Source organism: Bradyrhizobium sp. AUGA SZCCT0176, from assembly GCF_018130145.1.
Classification (GTDB): Bacteria; Pseudomonadota; Alphaproteobacteria; order Rhizobiales; family Xanthobacteraceae; genus Bradyrhizobium.
In genome coordinates, this window is record NZ_JAFCMB010000001.1 from 70,620 (window position 1) to 88,129 (window position 17,510).

Annotated in this window: 19 protein-coding genes; 12 read left to right on the plus strand and 7 right to left on the minus strand. The window is 63.7% G+C overall.

Annotated elements, in window-relative coordinates; translation table 11 throughout:
- Positions 1-209: 209 nt before the first annotated feature.
- Positions 210-2,930 carry an aconitate hydratase AcnA gene (acnA, locus tag JQ600_RS00355; protein ID WP_212389398.1) on the minus strand — a complete coding sequence of 907 codons (2,721 nt, stop codon included), beginning with the start codon at positions 2,928-2,930 and terminating at the stop codon, positions 210-212.
- Between the two features lie 226 nt (positions 2,931-3,156).
- Here acnA and ccmA point away from each other — a divergent pair, with 226 nt between their 5' ends.
- The 6 genes from ccmA (at position 3,157) to JQ600_RS00385 (ending at position 6,635) form a co-directional block, all read left to right on the plus strand.
- Entirely contained in the window at positions 3,157-3,759 is a 603-nt protein-coding gene (gene ccmA / locus JQ600_RS00360) for a heme ABC exporter ATP-binding protein CcmA (protein WP_212389399.1), read from the plus strand.
- Positions 3,756-4,424, plus strand: coding sequence for a heme exporter protein CcmB (gene ccmB / locus JQ600_RS00365; RefSeq protein ID WP_212389400.1), 669 nt, complete (start codon positions 3,756-3,758; stop codon positions 4,422-4,424). Before ccmA ends, ccmB begins: the two co-directional genes overlap by 4 nt.
- 85 nt (positions 4,425-4,509) lie before the next feature.
- Positions 4,510-5,241 (plus strand): heme ABC transporter permease, encoded by a 732-nt coding sequence (locus JQ600_RS00370; protein WP_212389401.1) that lies wholly within the window; start codon positions 4,510-4,512, stop codon positions 5,239-5,241.
- Between the two features lie 4 nt (positions 5,242-5,245).
- Positions 5,246-5,425 (plus strand): heme exporter protein CcmD, encoded by a 180-nt coding sequence (gene ccmD / locus JQ600_RS00375; protein WP_212389402.1) that lies wholly within the window; start codon positions 5,246-5,248, stop codon positions 5,423-5,425.
- Positions 5,422-6,018, plus strand: a complete 597-nt coding sequence (locus tag JQ600_RS00380; RefSeq protein ID WP_212389403.1) for a DsbE family thiol:disulfide interchange protein — start codon at positions 5,422-5,424, stop codon at positions 6,016-6,018. Before ccmD ends, JQ600_RS00380 begins: the two co-directional genes overlap by 4 nt.
- Before the next feature lie 257 nt (positions 6,019-6,275).
- Positions 6,276-6,635: a helix-hairpin-helix domain-containing protein gene (locus JQ600_RS00385; protein ID WP_212389404.1), complete on the plus strand. Its 360-nt coding sequence runs from the start codon at positions 6,276-6,278 to the stop codon at positions 6,633-6,635.
- Positions 6,636-6,792: 157 nt separating this feature from the next.
- On the opposite strand, the gene JQ600_RS00390 is transcribed toward JQ600_RS00385, so the two are convergent.
- Both JQ600_RS00390 and ftsY read right to left on the minus strand, forming a co-directional pair.
- Positions 6,793-7,395 (minus strand): septation protein A, encoded by a 603-nt coding sequence (locus JQ600_RS00390; protein ID WP_212267645.1) that lies wholly within the window; start codon positions 7,393-7,395, stop codon positions 6,793-6,795.
- On the minus strand, positions 7,395-8,342 hold the full coding sequence (gene ftsY, locus JQ600_RS00395; RefSeq protein WP_212267643.1) for a signal recognition particle-docking protein FtsY: 948 nt from the start codon (positions 8,340-8,342) through the stop codon (positions 7,395-7,397). The genes JQ600_RS00390 and ftsY overlap by 1 nt, the downstream gene beginning before the upstream one ends.
- Before the next feature lie 28 nt (positions 8,343-8,370).
- Here ftsY and JQ600_RS00400 point away from each other — a divergent pair, with 28 nt between their 5' ends.
- A complete protein-coding gene (locus JQ600_RS00400; protein ID WP_212267640.1) occupies positions 8,371-9,093 on the plus strand; it encodes an RluA family pseudouridine synthase in 723 nt (240 codons plus the stop codon).
- Here the strand turns inward: JQ600_RS00400 and JQ600_RS00405 are convergent.
- From JQ600_RS00405 to dapF, 3 genes are all read right to left on the minus strand, one after another.
- A complete protein-coding gene (locus tag JQ600_RS00405) occupies positions 9,065-9,613 on the minus strand; it encodes a 2'-5' RNA ligase family protein (RefSeq protein WP_212389405.1) in 549 nt (182 codons plus the stop codon). The two genes, JQ600_RS00400 and JQ600_RS00405, sit on opposite strands and share 29 nt — an antisense overlap.
- A 6-nt stretch (positions 9,614-9,619) precedes the next feature.
- Entirely contained in the window at positions 9,620-10,888 is a 1,269-nt protein-coding gene (mtaB, locus tag JQ600_RS00410) for a tRNA (N(6)-L-threonylcarbamoyladenosine(37)-C(2))-methylthiotransferase MtaB (protein ID WP_212389406.1), read from the minus strand.
- A 65-nt stretch (positions 10,889-10,953) separates the two neighbouring features.
- Positions 10,954-11,826, minus strand: a complete 873-nt coding sequence (gene dapF / locus JQ600_RS00415) for a diaminopimelate epimerase (protein ID WP_212389407.1) — start codon at positions 11,824-11,826, stop codon at positions 10,954-10,956.
- 181 nt (positions 11,827-12,007) lie between these two features.
- Between dapF and JQ600_RS00420 the strand changes: the two genes are divergently transcribed.
- Together JQ600_RS00420 and JQ600_RS00425 are read left to right on the plus strand one after the other, a co-directional pair.
- On the plus strand, positions 12,008-12,775 hold the full coding sequence (locus JQ600_RS00420; RefSeq protein WP_212389408.1) for a GyrI-like domain-containing protein: 768 nt from the start codon (positions 12,008-12,010) through the stop codon (positions 12,773-12,775).
- Positions 12,776-12,780: 5 nt separating this feature from the next.
- Positions 12,781-13,482, plus strand: a complete 702-nt coding sequence (locus JQ600_RS00425) for an SIMPL domain-containing protein (protein ID WP_212389409.1) — start codon at positions 12,781-12,783, stop codon at positions 13,480-13,482.
- 135 nt (positions 13,483-13,617) lie between these two features.
- Here JQ600_RS00425 and JQ600_RS00430 read toward each other — a convergent pair whose 3' ends face one another.
- Entirely contained in the window at positions 13,618-14,682 is a 1,065-nt protein-coding gene (locus JQ600_RS00430; RefSeq protein ID WP_212389504.1) for an MBL fold metallo-hydrolase, read from the minus strand.
- Between the two features lie 347 nt (positions 14,683-15,029).
- Here JQ600_RS00430 and ffh point away from each other — a divergent pair, with 347 nt between their 5' ends.
- From ffh to rimM, 3 genes are read left to right on the plus strand one after another with little or no spacing between them, the layout of a single operon-like run.
- The gene (gene ffh, locus JQ600_RS00435; protein ID WP_212389410.1) at positions 15,030-16,577 is read left to right on the plus strand and encodes a signal recognition particle protein; all 1,548 of its coding nucleotides are present in this window, start codon (positions 15,030-15,032) and stop codon (positions 16,575-16,577) included.
- Between the two features lie 50 nt (positions 16,578-16,627).
- Positions 16,628-16,960 (plus strand): 30S ribosomal protein S16, encoded by a 333-nt coding sequence (gene rpsP, locus JQ600_RS00440; protein ID WP_192739327.1) that lies wholly within the window; start codon positions 16,628-16,630, stop codon positions 16,958-16,960.
- 19 nt (positions 16,961-16,979) lie between these two features.
- On the plus strand, positions 16,980-17,504 hold the full coding sequence (gene rimM / locus JQ600_RS00445; RefSeq protein WP_212389411.1) for a ribosome maturation factor RimM: 525 nt from the start codon (positions 16,980-16,982) through the stop codon (positions 17,502-17,504).
- Positions 17,505-17,510: the final 6 nt, after the last annotated feature.

Sequence of the window (17,510 nt, forward strand, 5' to 3'; positions counted from 1 at the left end):
CGCAAGAAAGCGGCCTTTTCATAGGCCGCCTTCTTCCCGGTCGCTACTCACGTAGCAGTGAGGCACCGATCACAAATCCGCGTTTCAAGCGTTTTCAAGCGAAGCATGCCCCCGGACTTGATCCGGGGGTGGATACCGGTTCGCATAGCAATCGAGTTTACGCAGATTGCGTAGACTTATCTGCGGTAGAAAACGCGTCAAAACAGAACTCAAGCCGCAAGCTTGCGCAGCACATAGTGCAGAATGCCGCCGTTGCGGTAGTAGTCGAGCTCGTCGAGCGTATCGATGCGGCAGAGCAGCGAAACGCGCTGCAGCGAACCGTCGCCGGACACGATTTCCGCGGTCAGCTTCTGGCGCGGCTTCAAATCGCCCTGCAGGCCGCGGATCGTCACCTTCTCGTCGCCCTTCAGCCCGATCGATGTCCAGGACTGACCGTCCTCGAAGGTCAGCGGGAGCACGCCCATGCCGACCAGGTTGGAGCGATGGATGCGCTCGAAGCTCTGGCAGATCACGGCGCGGACGCCGAGCAGCCTGGTGCCCTTTGCCGCCCAGTCGCGTGACGAGCCGTTGCCGTATTCGGCGCCGGCGAACACCACCAGCGGCACCTGCTCGGCCTGGTACTTCATCGCCGCGTCGTAGATCGACATCTGCTCGCCGTCGGGCCAATGTTTTGTCAATCCGCCTTCCGGAATGTTTCCATCAGCGCCTTTGAGCATGAAGTTCTTGATGCGGATATTCGCAAAAGTGCCGCGCATCATGATCTCATGGTTGCCGCGCCGCGTGCCGTACTGGTTGAAGTCGGCCGGACGCACCTGATGCTCCGACAGATATTTTCCGGCCGGAGAGGTCAGCTTGATCGAACCGGCCGGCGAGATGTGGTCGGTGGTGATCTTGTCGCCGAACATCGCCAGAATCCGCGCATCGACCACGTCGACGATCGGTTCCGGTTCTTTCTTCATGCCTTCGAAGTAGGGCGGGTTCTGCACATAGGTCGAGCTCATGTTCCAGCGATAGGTCTCGCTCTCGACCGTCTTGATCTTGCGCCAGTTGGTGTCGCCCTTGAACACGTCGGCGTAGCGCTTCTTGAAGATCGTCGCGGTGACGAACTTCTTCATATAGGCGTTGATTTCCTTGGTGGTTGGCCAGATGTCCTTCAGGAACACCGGCTTGCCGTCCTTGCCTTCGCCGATCGGCTCGACCGAAAGGTCCTTGGTCACGGTGCCGGCCAGCGCATAGGCGACGACCAGCGGCGGCGAGGCGAGATAATTCGCCTGCACGTCCGGCGACACGCGGCCTTCGAAATTTCGGTTACCCGACAACACGGCAGCGGCGACGATGCCATTGTCGTTGATCGACTTCGAAATATCCTCCGGCAGCGGGCCGGAATTGCCGATGCAGGTGGTGCAGCCAAAGCCGACCAGGTTGAAGCCGACCTTGTCGAGATCGAGCTGCAGTCCGGAGTTGGAAAGATATTCCGCGACCACCTGACTGCCCGGCGCCAGCGAGGTCTTGACCCATGGCTTGGCCTTGAGGCCCTTGGCGGCCGCGTTGCGCGCCAGCAGGCCTGCGCCGATCAGCACGCTCGGGTTCGACGTGTTGGTGCAGGAGGTGATCGCGGCGATCACGACGTCGCCATGGCCGAGATCGAAATTGCGGTTCTCGACGGCGTAGCGATGCGAGGCATCCGCCGCCTTCTTGTATTCACTGGTCATCGCCGCGGAGAAGCCCGCGGCGACCGCCGGAAGTGCGACGCGGCCTTCGGGGCGCTTCGGTCCGGCCATCGAGGGCACCACGTCGGCAAGATCGAGCGTCAGCGTTTCCGTGAACACCGGATCGGCCGATTTGGCGGTGCGGAACAGGCCCTGCGCCTTGGCGTAGGCCGCGACCAATTTCACGCGATCGGCCTTGCGGCCCGAGGTTTTCAGATAATCGATGGTCGCGGCATCGACCGGGAAGAAGCCGCAGGTCGCGCCATATTCCGGCGCCATGTTGCCGATCGTCGCCTTGTCCGCGACCGACAGATAATCAAGGCCGGGGCCGTAGAATTCGACGAACTTTCCGACCACGCCCTGCTTACGCAGCATCTGCGTCACGGTCAGCACCAGGTCGGTGGCGGTGACGCCTTCCTTCATCTGGCCCTTGAGCTTGAAGCCGATCACTTCGGGCAGCAGCATCGACTGCGGCTGGCCGAGCATCGCAGCTTCCGCCTCGATGCCGCCAACGCCCCAGCCCAGCACGGCCAGACCGTTGACCATCGTGGTGTGCGAATCGGTGCCGACCAGCGTGTCGGGATAGGCGACTTCGAACGTGCCGGTCTTCCTGCCGACCGTCATCTTCTCCTTGCGGGTCCACACCGTCTGGGCGAGGTATTCGAGATTGACCTGGTGACAGATGCCGGTGCCGGGCGGCACCACCGAGAAATTCGTGAACGCCTTCTGGCCCCACTTCAGGAACTCGTAGCGCTCCTGGTTCTGCTTGTACTCCTCGACCACGTTCTTGCCGAACGCCTTGTTGTCACCGAAGAAATTGACGATCACGCTGTGGTCGATGACGAGGTCGACCGGCACCAGAGGGTTGATTTTTGCGGCATCGCCGCCGAGCGCCTGCATCGCGTTACGCATCGCGGCGAGATCGACCACCGCCGGCACGCCGGTGAAATCCTGCATCAGCACGCGTGCGGGGCGAAACGAGATTTCATGCTCGAGCTTGCGCGTCTTCAGCCATTTCGACACCGCGACGATGTCGGCCTTCTTGACCGTACGATCGTCTTCAAAGCGCAGCAGGTTTTCCAGCAGCACCTTCATCGAATAGGGGAGTTTGGAAATTCCCTTCAGACCGTTCTTCTCGGCGGCGGGCAGGCTGTAATACACGTAGGTCTTGCCACCGACCTTGAGGGTCTTGCGGCATTTGAAGCTGTCGAGCGAGGTCATGTCAGGAAATCCCAATTCTCAGTTATACCCGGCAAAGGGTATTTAAACACCGTCAGCGCGGTCGGCTTACCGGCTTGCGGCCGCCGGTTGTGTGCTGCATCAAGTTCCGGGCTTATAGAATCTTTCTAGATGCGCCGCCACAACCACGATCGTGCTGCAGCATTGCGCGACCCAAAAATTCTGATGCGGTACCCCAAGGTTTTCTGAAGGGCCGTAACGAGGCAAGATGCGGCTCAGAGGACGCCAGATCGATTGTGTGCGGGGTGGGCGCGCGGTGTTTTCCGGGCTCGATTTCGAGGCCGCATCCAGCCACGCGCTCGCCGTCGTCGGTCCCAACGGGTCCGGCAAGACGTCGCTGCTGCGGCTGATCGCGGGCTTGCTGGTGCCGGCAGGCGGATCGGTCGCGCTGGAAGGCGGCGCGGACGAGCTGACGCTGCCCGAACAGACCCATTATCTCGGCCATCGCGACGCCCTGAAACCCGCGCTCAGCGTGCTCGAAAACCTGTCGTTCTGGCGGGATTTTCTGGGCGGGGACGCCAGCGATCCCCATGAATGCCTCGCCAAAGTGGGGCTCGCGCACGCCACGCATTTGCCGGCCGCGTATCTGTCGGCCGGCCAACGGCGGCGGTTGTCGATCGCCCGGCTGCTCGCGGTGCGGCGGCCGGTCTGGCTGCTGGACGAGCCGACCTCGGCACTCGATGCCGCCGGGCAGGATCTGTTCGCTGGCCTGATGCAGGGCCACCTCGCGCGCGGCGGCATCATCGTCGCGGCCACCCATGCGCCGCTCGGGATCGAGGCGGGCGAATTGCGGATGGGAGGAAGCGCATGACCGCCCTTGCCGCACTGATTCGACGCGACATCAGGATCGCGCTGCGCGTCGGCGGCGGCGCGCTGATCGGCGTGCTGTTCTTCCTCACCGTCACCGTGCTGATGCCGTTTGCGCTCGGGCCCGACCTGGCGCTGCTGACGCGGCTCGGGCCCTCCATTCTCTGGCTCGGCGCGCTGCTGGCCAGTCTGCTCACGCTCGACCGCCTGTTCACGTCAGACCACGAGGACGGCTCGCTCGATCTGATCGTGATGGGCCGGACGCCGCTGGAACTGGCCTGTGCTGCGAAGGCGCTGGCGCACTGGCTCGCCGCAGGCCTGCCGCTGATTATCGCGACCCCCGTGCTTGGGCTGATGCTCAATCTCGACGCCACCGCGACCTCGGCCGTGGCGCTGACGCTGCTGGTGGGAACGCCGGCACTGACTTTTATCGGCATGATCGGCGCCGCGCTGGCGGTGACGCTGCATCGCGGCGGGTTGCTGCTCGCGGTGCTGGTGCTGCCGCTGTCGATCCCGGTGCTGATTTTTGGCGTTGCGGCGTCGCAGGCCGCCATATCGGGACCGCTGCCGTTTGGAACACCGTTTTCGATCCTGTGCGCGATCTCGCTGGTGAGTTTCGTGATCGGACCGTTTGCCGCAGCCGCCAGCCTGCGGCACGGGCTGGACTAGATAACTTGATGTATGCCGATCAACACTTGATGGAACAGAACAAGCCGCATTGCCTGCCCCGCCGCCGCCGACTATCAGGATTGCCATGACGCTGATCGACCTCGCCAACCCCACCAAGTTCCTGTCGCTGACGGCGCGCATATTGCCGTGGCTGGCGGGCGCGACCGCGATCCTGCTGCTCATCGGCTTGTACCAGGCAGCAATGGCGCCCGACGATTATCAGCAGGGCGCCACCGTCAAGATCATGTTCATCCACGTGCCCAACGCGTGGCTGTCGATGTTCGTGTGGGGCGTCATGAGCCTTGCGGCGCTGGGCACGCTGGTGTGGCGGCATCCACTCGCCGACGTCGCTGCGAAAGCGGCCGCCCCGATCGGCGCCGCCTTCACATTTCTCGCGCTGGTCACCGGCTCGCTGTGGGGCCGACCGATGTGGGGCACCTATTGGCAATGGGATGCGCGGCTCACCTCGGTGCTGATCCTGTTCCTGATGTATCTCGGCCTGATCGCACTGTGGCGCGCGGTGGACGATCCGTCGCGGGCGGCGCGGGCGGCGGCGATCCTCACACTGGTCGGCGCGCTCAATTTGCCGATCATCAAATTCTCGGTCGACTGGTGGAACACGCTGCATCAGCCGGCCTCGGTGCTGCGGATGGGAGGCTCCACGCTCGACCGCGCCTTCCTGATTCCGTTGCTGGTGATGGCGGTTGGATTTTCGCTGCTGTTCGTCACGCTGCATCTGGCGGCGATGCGCAACGAGATCCTGCGCCGCCGCGTGCGCAGCTTGCAGATCATGCAAGCCAGCCAACAGGCCGCGTGACGCGATGGCGCTCGGTCCCTATGCCTCCTTCATCGTGACGTCCTATGCGCTGGTCGCCGCGGTGGTCGCTATCCTGATTGCCTGGATCGCCATCGATTTTCGCCGCCAGAAGGCGCGCCTGCGCGAGCTCGAGGCCAGCGGCATCACCAGGCGCTCCGGCCGCAGTGCAGGGGACATTCGGTGAGCGGGCCGGCGGCGTCTGACCCACCGCGGCAACGCCGGCGCTGGCTGGTGACGCTGCCGCTGATCGGTTTCATGGCGGTGGCCGGGCTGTTCCTGCTGCGGCTGCACGGCGGCGATCCCTCTAAAATTCCATCCGCCCTGATCGGCCGCCCGGCGCCGCAAACCGCGCTGCCGGCGCTGGCAGGCCTGGTCGACAACGGCGTCGCCATTCCCGGGCTCGACCCGGCGGCCTTCAAGGGCAAGGTCAGCGTCGTCAACGTCTGGGCGTCCTGGTGCGTGCCATGCCATGACGAGATGCCGCTGCTAACCGCTCTGGCCAAGGACAAGCGGCTGCAGATCGTCGGCATCAACTACAAGGATTCCCCCGACAACGCCCGCCGCTTCCTCGGTCGCTACGGCAACCCCTTCAGCATGGTCGGCGCCGACAGCAATGGTCGCGGCTCGATCGAATGGGGCGTCTATGGCGTGCCCGAGACCTTTGTGGTCGGCCGCGAAGGCACCATCGTCTACAAACTGGTCGGGCCGGTGACGCCGGCCAATGTCGATACCGTGCTGAAGGCAGAGATCGAGAAGGCGTTGAAGGCGGGTTCGTAACCTCGACCCTCATCCCCGGATGAGCGCTTTGCGCTCACCGAGGGAGCGGCGCCTTCGCCGCGTCTCGAGGGATGCAGGCCTGTCTGTGGCCTCATGGTTCGAGACGGCGCTGAAGAAGCGCCTCCTCACCATGAGGGTTGGACGGCGCCAAATAATTTCCAGCTTTTATCTGCCGTTCATTTGCCGGCCATGGCGCCGCCACGAATTCGAAGCTAGCTTGATAGCGTTACTTAAACCGTCCTTGGAGGGACACTTCTATGCGTCATTTCACGCTCGCTTCTCTTCTCGCAACTGCGCTCACGATCGGCCTGATGACGGCAACCCCGTCGATGGCCCAGACCGCGCAGCCCGCGACCAAATCCGACAGCAAGATGGCTCCCGCGCCGAAGGCCCAGGAGTCGAAGATGGCGCCGGCTCCGAAGGCCGATCTGCTCGACATCAATTCGGCGACCGCCGACCAACTCGAGGCGTTGGCGGGGATCGGCAAGGCCTATTCCGCCAAGATCATCGCGGGCCGCCCCTACAAGGGCAAGGACGATCTGGTGCACAAGAACATCGTCCCGCAGGCGACCTACGACAAGATCAAGGACCACGTGATCGCCAAGCAGAAGAGCTGATTTTTCTTACCTCTCCCCGCTTGCGGGGAGAGGTCGACGCGCACTTGCGCGGCGGGTGAGGGGGTACAGGTCCCTCGGCAATCTTTGCTCGGAGAGAGGCCCCTCACCCCAACCCTCTCCCCGCAAGCGCGGGGCGAGGGAGTCAGAGCGGTGCCAGCTACCCCTTCCTCACGTCGCCCGCGTCCGCTTCGCTGGCTTCCAGCGAGGCCGGCTCCAGATGGTAGCGTTTGGTCAGCGGCATCTGGGCGATCGCAAAGATCATCGTCAGCGGAATCACGCCGAACGCCTTGAAGCCCACCCAGAAATCGGTCGACTGGGTGCGCCAGATGAATTCGTTCAAAAGCGCCATCCCGAGGAAGAACAGCGCCCAGCGCAAGGTGAGGATGCGCCAGCCCTGCGGCGTCAGATTGAACATCTGATCGAACATGATGGCGATGAAGGAGCGGCCGAACAACAGGCCGCCGCCGAGGATCGCGGCGAACAGGCCGTAGATGATGGTCGGCTTGACCTTGATGAAGGTCTCATCGTGCAGCACCAGGGTCAGCGTGCCGAACACGATGACGATGACGCCGGTGACGATCGCCATCATGGGTACATGCTTCGTCACCACATAGGACGCGACCATCGCAGCGATGATCGCCACCATGAACGCACCGGTGGCGACGAACAGACCGAATTTGGCGTTGGCGACAAAGAATACGAGCAGCGGACCGAGTTCGGTCGCGAGCTTGAACAGCGGATGCGGCTGGGTCTTGTCCATTACGAGTCAATCCCTGCAATCGCGTTCGCAAAATCCCGCGCGGTGAACGGCGCCAGATCGTCGACGCCTTCGCCGACCCCGATGAAGTGCACCGGCAGTTTGAATTTCTCCGACAGCGCCACCAGGATGCCGCCCCGCGCGGTGCCGTCGAGCTTGGTCATCACAAGGCCGGTGACGCCTGCGGTACGATGAAAAGCCTCGACCTGCGACAGCGCATTTTGTCCCACCGTGGCGTCGAGCACCAAGAGCACCGCATGCGGGGCCGAGGCATCGACCTTCTTGATGACGCGAACGACTTTTTCGAGTTCCTTCATCAGCTCGGCCTTGTTCTGCAATCGCCCGGCGGTGTCGACCAGCAGCACGTCGGTCTTCTGCTCCTGCGCTGCCGTCAGCGCATTGAAGGCGAGGCTGGCCGAGTCCGATCCCTGCGCGCCCGCAATCACGGGCGATTTGGTCCGCTCGCCCCAGACTTTCAACTGCTCGATCGCGGCGGCGCGGAACGTGTCGCCCGCCGCCAGCATCACCTTGCGGCCCTCGGCGCTGAGTTTCGCCGCCAGCTTGCCAATGGTGGTGGTCTTGCCGGAACCGTTGACGCCGACCACGAGAATGACGAACGGCTTTTGGGCGGCGTCGATCACCAGCGGCTTGGCCACCGGCGCCAGCACCTTCTCGACCTCGGTCGCGACCACCGCCTTGACCTCGTCCGCCGAGATCGCCTTGTCGTAGCGGCCGGCGCCGACGGCGTCCGCGATCCGCACTGCGACCTCGGTGCCGAGATCGGCGCGCAGCAGCACATCCTCGATATCATCGAGCATGGCGCGGTCGAGCTTGCGCTTGGTGACGAGGTCGGCAACGGCTGACCCGATCGAACTCGAGGTCCGCTTCAGGCCGCTCGAAAGCCGCCGCCACCAGCTCAGTTTGGGAGTTCCGGGAGTGGTATCGCTCATGTCGGACGTGTGTTAGCGGTTTCGCGCCATGAACGAAAGCCACAACCAACTCATTGAAATTGCGGACCTGACCGCGGAAGAAATTCAGGCCCGCGTGCTCCACCGCGACGGGCTGATGCTGGTCATCGACAAACCCTGCGGCCTCCCGGTGCATCGCGGCCCCAAGGGCGGCGCCAATCTGGAAACCTCGTTCGACGGGTTGCGTTTCGGGCTGCCGCGCCCGCCGGTGCTGGCGCACCGCCTCGACAAGGACACGTCCGGCTGTCTCGTGCTGGGACGCCATCGCAAGGCCACCGCCTCGCTCGGCCTGCTGTTCAAGCACGGCAAGATCGGCAAGACCTATTGGGCCATCGTCGAAGGCGGACCTGCCGAAGATGAAGGCACCATCGACATGGCCCTCGGCCGGCTCAACGTCGAGCGCGGCTGGTGGCAGAAGCCGGATCCGGACGGCCAAAAAGCCGTCACAAACTGGAAGGTGCGCGGCCGCGGCAATGGCCTCGCCTGGTTAGAGCTGGAACCGGTCACCGGCCGCACCCATCAATTGCGCGTGCACACATCGGCCACGGGCTGGCCGATCGTCGGCGACAACATCTACGGCAACGGCCCCCGCTTCGGCGAGCCGCGCCTGCATTTGCATTCCCGCGAGATCGTGATTCCGATTTCAAGGAACAAGGAACCGGTTCGCGTGGTGGCGCCCGCGCCAGAGCATATGCGGGAGCGGCTCAGGGCGTGCGGGTGGAACGGGGAGTAGCGACCAAGGTCCAGCGCTTGAGTTCAACAACCGGCACAAACTCAACCAGCGTCGCCGTCTCGAATGCGCCCGTAAGCGGCCGCCAATCCGCTTGAAGTAGATCTTTCGCCTGATCCAATCCGGCATCCGACATGCCCGTTGCCAGGGTACAATGAGGTGTCCAGCATCCCGCTTGATAATGTGGCCTGCAGGTTTCGCCGAGCGCACCGATGATCGTCGCATGCAACCGCATCAGTTCAGGTGAAGAAGCCAGGGCCGCGTAACAAACGCCGCTGCCGGCACCAAACGTCGAAAAATCAGTCAAGGTGACGGTGATCTGATCGGCTTTGCCGAATATCCGATCAAGCGAAGCGACCGCCGCCTCTACCACCAGATCGTCATAAACGGCCAATGTCACATGCGGCGCGAACCTGAGATCAGGCATCGAACTTGATACGCCCGCATTTGCAAGCCGCGCCCATCGCGCCGAAATAGCGACCGCCATTTCAGAATTGAAATGCAGGCTCACAGCAAAAGCCATGTTTGCCTAGCGTCCCGTCATCCGAGCACCGTCATGTCCGATCATCGTTAGCGCCTGCACCGCGCCCGGCGTTTCACCACTGATCGCCACCGGCAGAAAATGCTCCGTCCGCCCCTGCCTGCCGCTCTCGATCAACACCTGTCGCGTTGCGCCGATTTCGGCCGCCAGCCGCTTCCGCAACGCCGCCTCACCTGTCGCGCGCAAGCGCTTCGCCCGTTCCTTGATCGCCTCGCCCGCGACCTGTGGCATCCGCGAGGCCGGCGTGCCCGGGCGTTTGGAATAGGGAAACACGTGCAGGAAGGTGAGATCGCATTCCTCGACCAGATCCTGCGAACGCGTGAACATCTCTTCGGTCTCGGTCGGAAAGCCCGTGATGATATCGGCGCCGAGCGCGATGTCCGGCCGCAGCCGCCGCACCTGCGCGCAGAATTCGACGGCATCTGCGCGTGAATGCCGCCGCTTCATCCGCTTCAAAATCAGATCGTCGCCGGACTGCAGCGACAGATGCAGATGCGGCATCAGGCGCTCGTCATCCGCAATGACGTCGAGCAGGTCGCGGTCGGCCTCGATGGAATCGATCGATGAAATCCGCAAACGCTTCAGTTCCGGCACATGCCGCAAGATCTGTTTTGTCAATTGGCCAAGCTTTGGCGTGCCCGGCAGATCAGCCCCGTAGCTCGTGAGATCGACGCCGGTCAGCACGATTTCGGCATGACCGCGCTCGACCAGCGCGCGGACCTGCTCGACAACAGCTCCCATCGGCACCGAGCGCGAATTGCCGCGGCCGTAGGGAATGATGCAGAAGGTGCAGCGATGGTCGCAGCCGTTCTGCACCTGCACGAACACCCGCGGCAGGCCGCCCTGAAAACCTTCCAGCAGATGCGGCGCCATCTCGGTGACCGCCATGATATCGGCGACCGCGATCTTCTCGCTGGCCGCGATACCGAAGCCGGAATCGAACGCGGCACGCGCGCTGCGCCAGGCCTCGCCGCGCATTTTCTCGTCATTGCCGACGACGCGATCGACTTCAATCATGCCGGCGAACATTTCGGGCTGGGTCTGCGCCGCGCAACCGGTCACGACGATCCGCGCATCCGGCCGCTCGCGCTTTAGCCGGCGGATCGATTGCCGCGCCTGCGCCACCGCTTCGTTGGTGACCGCGCAGCTGTTGATGACGATGGTATCGGAAAGGCCCGCGCTCTCCGCCTCGTGCCGGATCACTTCGGATTCGAACGCGTTGAGGCGGCAGCCAAAGGTGAGGACGTCGACGCCCATCAAGCTATTCTTTGTTTGAGCATGATCTCTTCGGAAAACCGCTTCACACTTTTCCGGATCATGCTCTAGGCGACGCTGGCGAACAGCGCCGGATCGAAGCGGCCTTCATATTCGAAATCGGCCGTGCCGGTCATCAGCACATGATCGTCGCGCTCGCGCCATTCGATCGAGAGCTTGCCGCCCGGCAGCGACATGTTGACGATGCGATTGGTGCGCTTCAGCCGCGCCGCCGCGACCGCGGTGGCGCAGGCAGCCGAGCCGCAGGCCCTGGTCAGGCCGGCGCCGCGTTCCCAGGTACGCATCGTGATGTGGTCGCGATCGACGATATGGGCGAGCGTGATGTTGGCACGATCGGGGAAAATAGGGTGATTTTCCAACAGCGGCCCGAAGCGCTCGAGATCATAGGCGTTGACGTCGTCGACCCAGAAGATCGCATGCGGATTGCCCATGCTGACGACTGAGGGCGAATGCAGCAGCGGCGCATCGATCGGGCCGACCTGCAGTTCGATGTAACGCGTGTCGCGAAACTCTTCGGCCAGCGGAATATCCTGCCAACCGAACTTCGGCACGCCCATGTCGACCGTGTAGAGATCGGGCTGCGGCCCCTGCCAGCAATTCAACAGACCCGAGCGGGTCTCGAAGGTCACGGCGGTCTGGCCGGTCTTCTCGAACAGCCGCCGCACCACGCAGCGCATGCCGTTGCCGCAGGCGCCGGCCTCGGAGCCGTCATTGTTGTAGATGCGGATGAAGGCCTCGGTGCCCTCCAGCCGCGGCGGCTGCAATACCATCAACTGGTCATAGGGCACGCCGGCGGGCGAGGCGACGGCGCGCGCCTCCTCCGCCGTCACCTTGGCCGGCTTGTCGCGCAGATCGACCACGACGATTTCGTTGCCGATACCGTTCATCTTGGCGAATGCGTGATTGGCCAGCGCGCTCATGGAATTTCCCAATTTCTGCCTGCTTATATGGCGAATGGTGGCCGATTGCCTAGTGTGCAGGGGTGCATGACGCATCTGTCATGGGACGAAAGCGGACCTTGCGTGTTAGGGATGGCGGCGCTTTGTGGTCGTGAGCGGGGACATGCCGCGACCGCCTGGGGATGGATGGAGAATGCCTGAAATGAACCGTATCAGCCGTTTCCGCTCGGCCATGGCCGCGCTGGTCCCGATGGTGGCAATCGCGGTGGGCGGCCCTGCGCTGGCGCAATCGCCGGCACCAGCCGCCTCGCCAGCTGCCAGCCCCTCCGCGGCACCGGCGCCCGCCGCTTCTGCATCCCCTGCCCCGGCGGAGACGCCTTCACCCGCGGCATCCGCGATCCCGGCACCGGGAACCTCCCCCGCACCGGTGGCAAGCCCGTCGGTTGTCCCCTCACCGCCGCCCGCGGCCGCCCAGACGCCGGCCACGCCCCCCGCGGCCGTTCAGACCGCCGATCCCTTTGGCGAGCAGTTCACGCTGGAGCCCAGGAAGGTGGTGGTCATGAAGGGCACCGCCAATTGGGACTCGGCGTTCGACACCCTGATCGATTCGTTCAAGGCGCTGAACGCGCTGCTCGACAAGCAGGGCATCAAGGCCGCGGGCAATTCGATGATCGTCTACACCTCGACCGACGACAGCGGCTTTACGTTCCTGGCTGAAATTCCAGTCGACCAGGAGCCGAAGAACCTGACCAAGGACATGAGCATCGGCAAATCGCCCGAGGGCAAAGCCCTGAAGTTTGTCCATCGCGGCTCCTACGACAACATGGACAACACCTATGAGGCGATCACCAATCACCTCGACGACAAGAAACTTGAAGCAAAAGACACCTTCGTCGAGGAATACATTACCGACCCCCTGAAGACCGCAGAGGACAAGCTGGTGATCAATGTTTACGTGCCGCTGAAGTGAGAGACATGAAGCATCCGCTCGCATTTGTTATCACCGCAGCCGTGCTGGTGGCCACGCCCGCGCTGGCGCAGACAGCGCCGCCGCCCGCCATCTCCGTGACCGGCGAAGCCAACGTCTCGGTGGCACCCGATCAGGCGCAGATCGATAGCGGTGTTACCACTGACGCCAAGACCGCGCGCGAGGCGTCCGACGCCAATAACGCGGCGATGGGCAAGGTGCTGCTGGCGCTGAAAGGTGCCGGGATCGACGAAAAGGATTACCAGACCTCGCGGCTGTCGCTGCAGCCGCAATATGCGACTTCGTCCAAAACCGCGGAGCGGCCAGGCGTCGTTGGGTTCCGCGCCAGCAACCGCGTCACGATCAAGGTCCGCGACGTCACCAAGGTCGCAGGCGTGATCGACGTGCTGGTCGGCGCCGGCGCCAACGAGATCGGCGGCATCAATTTCATCGTAACGCAGCCGTCCAAGCATCTGGACGAGGCCCGCGAGAAGGCGATCGCGGACGCGCGCCGCAAGGCCGATATCTATGCAAAGGCTGCCGGCGTCACGCTCGGCGAACCGATCAGCATTTCCGAGGAAGGCGCATCCGCGCCGGTGTTTCGCGGCAAGATGGCAGCGCCGATGGCCGCCGGCGCGCCGGTGGCGCAAGGCGAAGAGACGCTGTCGGTTTCGGTGAGCGTGTCCTGGGCGATCAAGGCCGCGCAGTAAATGGGATGTCGTCCCTGCGAACGCAGGGACCCATAGCCACCGCTGCCAATTATTGAAAAAGGCTGGAGCCACAGCTCGACATAATCACGTCATGTTGTGGTTATGGGTCCCTGCGTTCGCAGGGACGACAAGACGTTAGACCTCGAATACCTGCCCGGGCTTCAACGTCGCAAACCGCTCGCGCGGAATCTTCGCTTCGTCCAGCGCTTCGCCGAGCGCGACCACTGGCGCGTCGATCGCCTCGTCGGTGAGCTGGAACGTGCCATGATGATGCGCCAGTGCCGTTTGCGCCCCGCAATCGGCCAGCGCCTTCACAGCGTCCGACGGGTTCATGTGCTGGTCGCGCATGAACCAGCGTGGCTCATACGCGCCGATGGGCAGGATCGCCAGCCGCAGCGGGCCATGTGCTTCGGCGACCCGGCGAAAATGCTTGCCGTCGCCGTAGCCGGAATCGCAGACGATGTAGAGTTTACCGACGGGCGTCTCCAGCACAAAACTCGCCCACAGCGCCTTGTTGCGGTCGAACAGCCCGCGCGCCGACCAATGACGCGTCGACACCAGCGTCACGGCGATGCCGTTGCCGAGTTCGACGCGATCCTTCCAGTCGAACGCTTCGACTTTGATCGCCGAATCCGCGTCGCGCATGGTGACGTCATTGCCGAGCGGCGTGATCACGCGCGGCGAAAACGTTTTCGCAAGCCTCGACAGCGTCGCCAGATCGAGATGGTCGTAATGGCCGTGCGACACCAGCACGACATCGATCTTCGGCAGCGCGTCGAACGCTATGCCGGGATCGTTGTGGCGCTTCGGCCCGGCCCAGCTGAACGGCGAGGCCCGCATCGACCACACCGGATCGATCAGGATGTTGAGGCCTCCAGTCTGGATCAGCCAGCTCGCATGGCCGACGAACGACAACCGCACCTTGTTGCCATCAACGCGCGGCGGCGGCGTATCGGCGTGCGCACTTGGCACCCAATCCGGCCAGCTCGCGCGCTGCCGGCCGCCGCCGAACTGCCAACGCAGCACCTCGGCCAATGATTTCGGCGGCGAGCCATCCGGATCGAAGAAGGTCAGGCCGTCGAAATGATCGGAGACGGGGCCGTCATAGGTTTTCATGCGGGACATCCAGACAGACGGCGCGCCGACGGCCAGACCGAGACCGGCGAGCACTGCAAAGACACGGCGGCGGGTGATGGACACGGGCGCGATCACATAGGGCGGCAAGGGACAACGGGTACGGGGCGTTATATGGCGTTCGCGGACGAAGTTGGAACCCGCGATGGAGAGAACGCTCACCGGCTCGTCATTTCGACATAAAATATAGCTACTTCAATGCTTTAAGTCCGAGGAGCCAGGGCATTTCGTCCTAGTTTCCCCTTGACTTTGATGGCTTCCGGGCGTTTAACCCCGGCACTTCTCGGAAAGACGTTCTTTTCGACCCGCCGCCCGGCCCTAGAGACCGGAGGCCAACGCCCGACAGCGCGATGCGCCCTCGGGCGTAATCGTGTTTGGAAATTCGTCCTGAGGCAGGACAGAGGATAACGGCATTGTTCGACAATCTGTCGGAAAAGCTTGGTGGGATACTCGATCGGCTGACGGGCCGCGGTGCGCTGTCCGAAAAGGACGTCGATGCCGCGATGCGCGAGGTGCGCCGCGCGCTGCTCGAGGCCGACGTCTCGCTCGACGTCGTCAGAAGCTTTATCGACCGCGTACGCGAGCAGGCCATCGGCGCCACCGTCGTCAAGTCGGTCACACCCGGCCAGATGGTGGTCAAGATCGTCCATGACGAACTGGTCGCCACGCTTGGCGCCGACGGCCAGACCATCGACCTCAATGCAGTGCCGCCGGTCGCGATCATGATGGTCGGCCTGCAAGGCTCCGGCAAAACCACCACGACAGCAAAGCTCGCGCGCCGCATGACCCAGCGCGACAAGCGCAAGGTGTTGATGGCCTCGCTCGACATCTATCGCCCCGCGGCGATGGAACAGCTCGCAGTGCTCGGGCGCGATCTCGACATTCCCACGCTGCCCATTGTCGCCGGCCAGAAGCCGGCGCAAATTGCAAAACGCGCGCTGGAAGCCGCCAAGCTCGGCGGCTACGACGTGGTGCTGCTCGACACCGCCGGCCGCACCACGCTCGACGAAGAGATGATGTCGGAAGCGGCGGAAATCAAAACCGTCGCCAGCCCGCATGAAGTGCTGCTGGTCGCGGATTCCCTGACCGGCCAGGACGCGGTCAACCTCGCGCGCGCCTTCGACCAACGCGTCGGCCTGACCGGCATCGTGCTGACACGGGTGGATGGTGACGGCCGCGGCGGCGCCGCGCTGTCGATGCGCGCGGTCACGGGAAAGCCGATCAAGCTGATCGGCACCGGTGAAAAGACCGACGCGCTGGAGGATTTTCATCCCAGCCGTATCGCCGGCCGCATCCTCGGCATGGGCGACGTGGTGTCGCTGGTCGAAAAGGCGGCGGCGAATATCGACGCCGAAAAGGCGGCGCGCGTCGCCGAGAAAATGCGCAAGGGTCAGTTCGACCTGGCCGACATGCGCGAGCAATTGCTGCAGATGGCGAACATGGGCGGCATCAGCGGGCTGATGGGCATGATGCCCGGCATCGCCAAGATGAAAAACCAGATCGCCAACGCCGGGATCGACGACAAGATCATCAAGCGCCAGGTTGCGGTGATCGATTCGATGACGCGGCAGGAACGCAAGAGCCCCGACCTCCTGAAAGCCAGCCGCAAGAAGCGCATCGCGGCCGGCGCCGGCGTCAAGGTCGAGGAAGTCAACAAGCTCCTGAAGATGCACCGGAACATGGCCGACATGATGAAGGCGATGGGTTCGGGCAAGCGCGGCCCGATGGCCGGCATCGCGCAGGCGATGGGCTTTGGCGGCGGCGGCATGCCGTCGGCCGAACAGATGAAGGCGCTGGCGGAGAAGATGCCAGGTGGCGCCGGGCCCGGCGGCATGCCCGCGCTGCCGAAGGATATTCCGGTGGGCTTGCGTCAGGGCCTGCCGAATTTGCCGGGGCTGACAGGCCTCAGCGGCAAACCGACGCTGCCGGGCCTCGGCGGCTTCCCCGGCAAGAAGAAATAATCGCGATCAATTCACTCTCATCACATCAAACCAAACTTACGGAGAATAAAATGTCAGTCGTTATCCGCCTCGCTCGCGCAGGCACCAAGAAGCGCCCGGTCTATCACGTCGTCGTCGCCGACTCGCGCTTTCCCCGCGACGGCCGCTTCATCGAGCGTCTCGGCCATTTCAATCCGCTGTTGCCGAAGGACAACGAAGCCCGCCTGAAGCTCGACATGGACAAGGTCAAGTCCTGGCTCGCCAAGGGCGCGCAGCCGTCCGACCGCGTCACCCGTTTCCTCGATGCCGCCGGTGTCGTGAAGCGTGCCGCGCGCAACAACCCGGAAAAGGCCGTGCCGCGCAAGGAGCGCAAGGCCGCTGCCGAAGCCGCCGCGAAGTCATAAGCGTTAGCGGCGCGGGGCGGTGGCAGCACCGATTTGTGTCGCCCGGATCGGCGCCGCGCATGGCGTGCGCGGCGCGGTGAAACTGTGGACGTTTACCGAAGACCCGCTGGCCGTAAGGGATTACGGCCCGCTGACGACCAAGGACGGCGCGCGCCAGTTCGAGGTGACGCATGCCCGTGAGGCGAAAGATCATCTGGTCGCCACGATCAAAGGCGTCGCCACCCGCGAGGACGCCGAACGCCTCAACGGCATCGAGCTCTATATCGCGCGCGACAAACTGCCTGAGACCGACGACGACGAATATTACCACGCCGATCTGATCGGGCTCGCCGCGGTCAATGCCGCGAACGAACCGCTCGGCCGCGTCACCGCGATCCATAATTTTGGCGCCGGCGACATCATCGAGATCGCACCACCGCAGGGCCCGACGATGCTGCTGCCGTTCACCAATGCCGTGGTGCCGACGGTCGACCTTGCGGCCGGCCGCGTCGTGATAGAACTGCCCAAGGAAATTGAAGGCGACGACGTTCCGACGCTTACGTGATGGGTT

What these genes read in the sequence shown, in the direction of transcription:
- ftsY (WP_212267643.1), bottom strand. Translation starts at nt 8,342, where the DNA reads ATGAGCGATACCACTCCCGGAACTCCCAAACTGAGCTGGTGGCGGCGG.
- JQ600_RS00385 (WP_212389404.1), top strand. Translation starts at nt 6,276, where the DNA reads ATGCGTCATTTCACGCTCGCTTCTCTTCTCGCAACTGCGCTCACGATC.
- JQ600_RS00390 (WP_212267645.1), bottom strand. Translation starts at nt 7,395, where the DNA reads ATGGACAAGACCCAGCCGCATCCGCTGTTCAAGCTCGCGACCGAACTC.
- JQ600_RS00425 (WP_212389409.1), top strand. Translation starts at nt 12,781, where the DNA reads ATGAAGCATCCGCTCGCATTTGTTATCACCGCAGCCGTGCTGGTGGCC.
- JQ600_RS00420 (WP_212389408.1), top strand. Translation starts at nt 12,008, where the DNA reads ATGAACCGTATCAGCCGTTTCCGCTCGGCCATGGCCGCGCTGGTCCCG.
- JQ600_RS00370 (WP_212389401.1), top strand. Translation starts at nt 4,510, where the DNA reads ATGACGCTGATCGACCTCGCCAACCCCACCAAGTTCCTGTCGCTGACG.
- rpsP (WP_192739327.1), top strand. Translation starts at nt 16,628, where the DNA reads ATGTCAGTCGTTATCCGCCTCGCTCGCGCAGGCACCAAGAAGCGCCCG.
- mtaB (WP_212389406.1), bottom strand. Translation starts at nt 10,888, where the DNA reads ATGGGCGTCGACGTCCTCACCTTTGGCTGCCGCCTCAACGCGTTCGAA.
- ccmD (WP_212389402.1), top strand. Translation starts at nt 5,246, where the DNA reads ATGGCGCTCGGTCCCTATGCCTCCTTCATCGTGACGTCCTATGCGCTG.
- ccmA (WP_212389399.1), top strand. Translation starts at nt 3,157, where the DNA reads ATGCGGCTCAGAGGACGCCAGATCGATTGTGTGCGGGGTGGGCGCGCG.
- JQ600_RS00405 (WP_212389405.1), bottom strand. Translation starts at nt 9,613, where the DNA reads ATGGCTTTTGCTGTGAGCCTGCATTTCAATTCTGAAATGGCGGTCGCT.
- JQ600_RS00400 (WP_212267640.1), top strand. Translation starts at nt 8,371, where the DNA reads ATGAACGAAAGCCACAACCAACTCATTGAAATTGCGGACCTGACCGCG.
- dapF (WP_212389407.1), bottom strand. Translation starts at nt 11,826, where the DNA reads ATGAGCGCGCTGGCCAATCACGCATTCGCCAAGATGAACGGTATCGGC.
- acnA (WP_212389398.1), bottom strand. Translation starts at nt 2,930, where the DNA reads ATGACCTCGCTCGACAGCTTCAAATGCCGCAAGACCCTCAAGGTCGGT.
- ccmB (WP_212389400.1), top strand. Translation starts at nt 3,756, where the DNA reads ATGACCGCCCTTGCCGCACTGATTCGACGCGACATCAGGATCGCGCTG.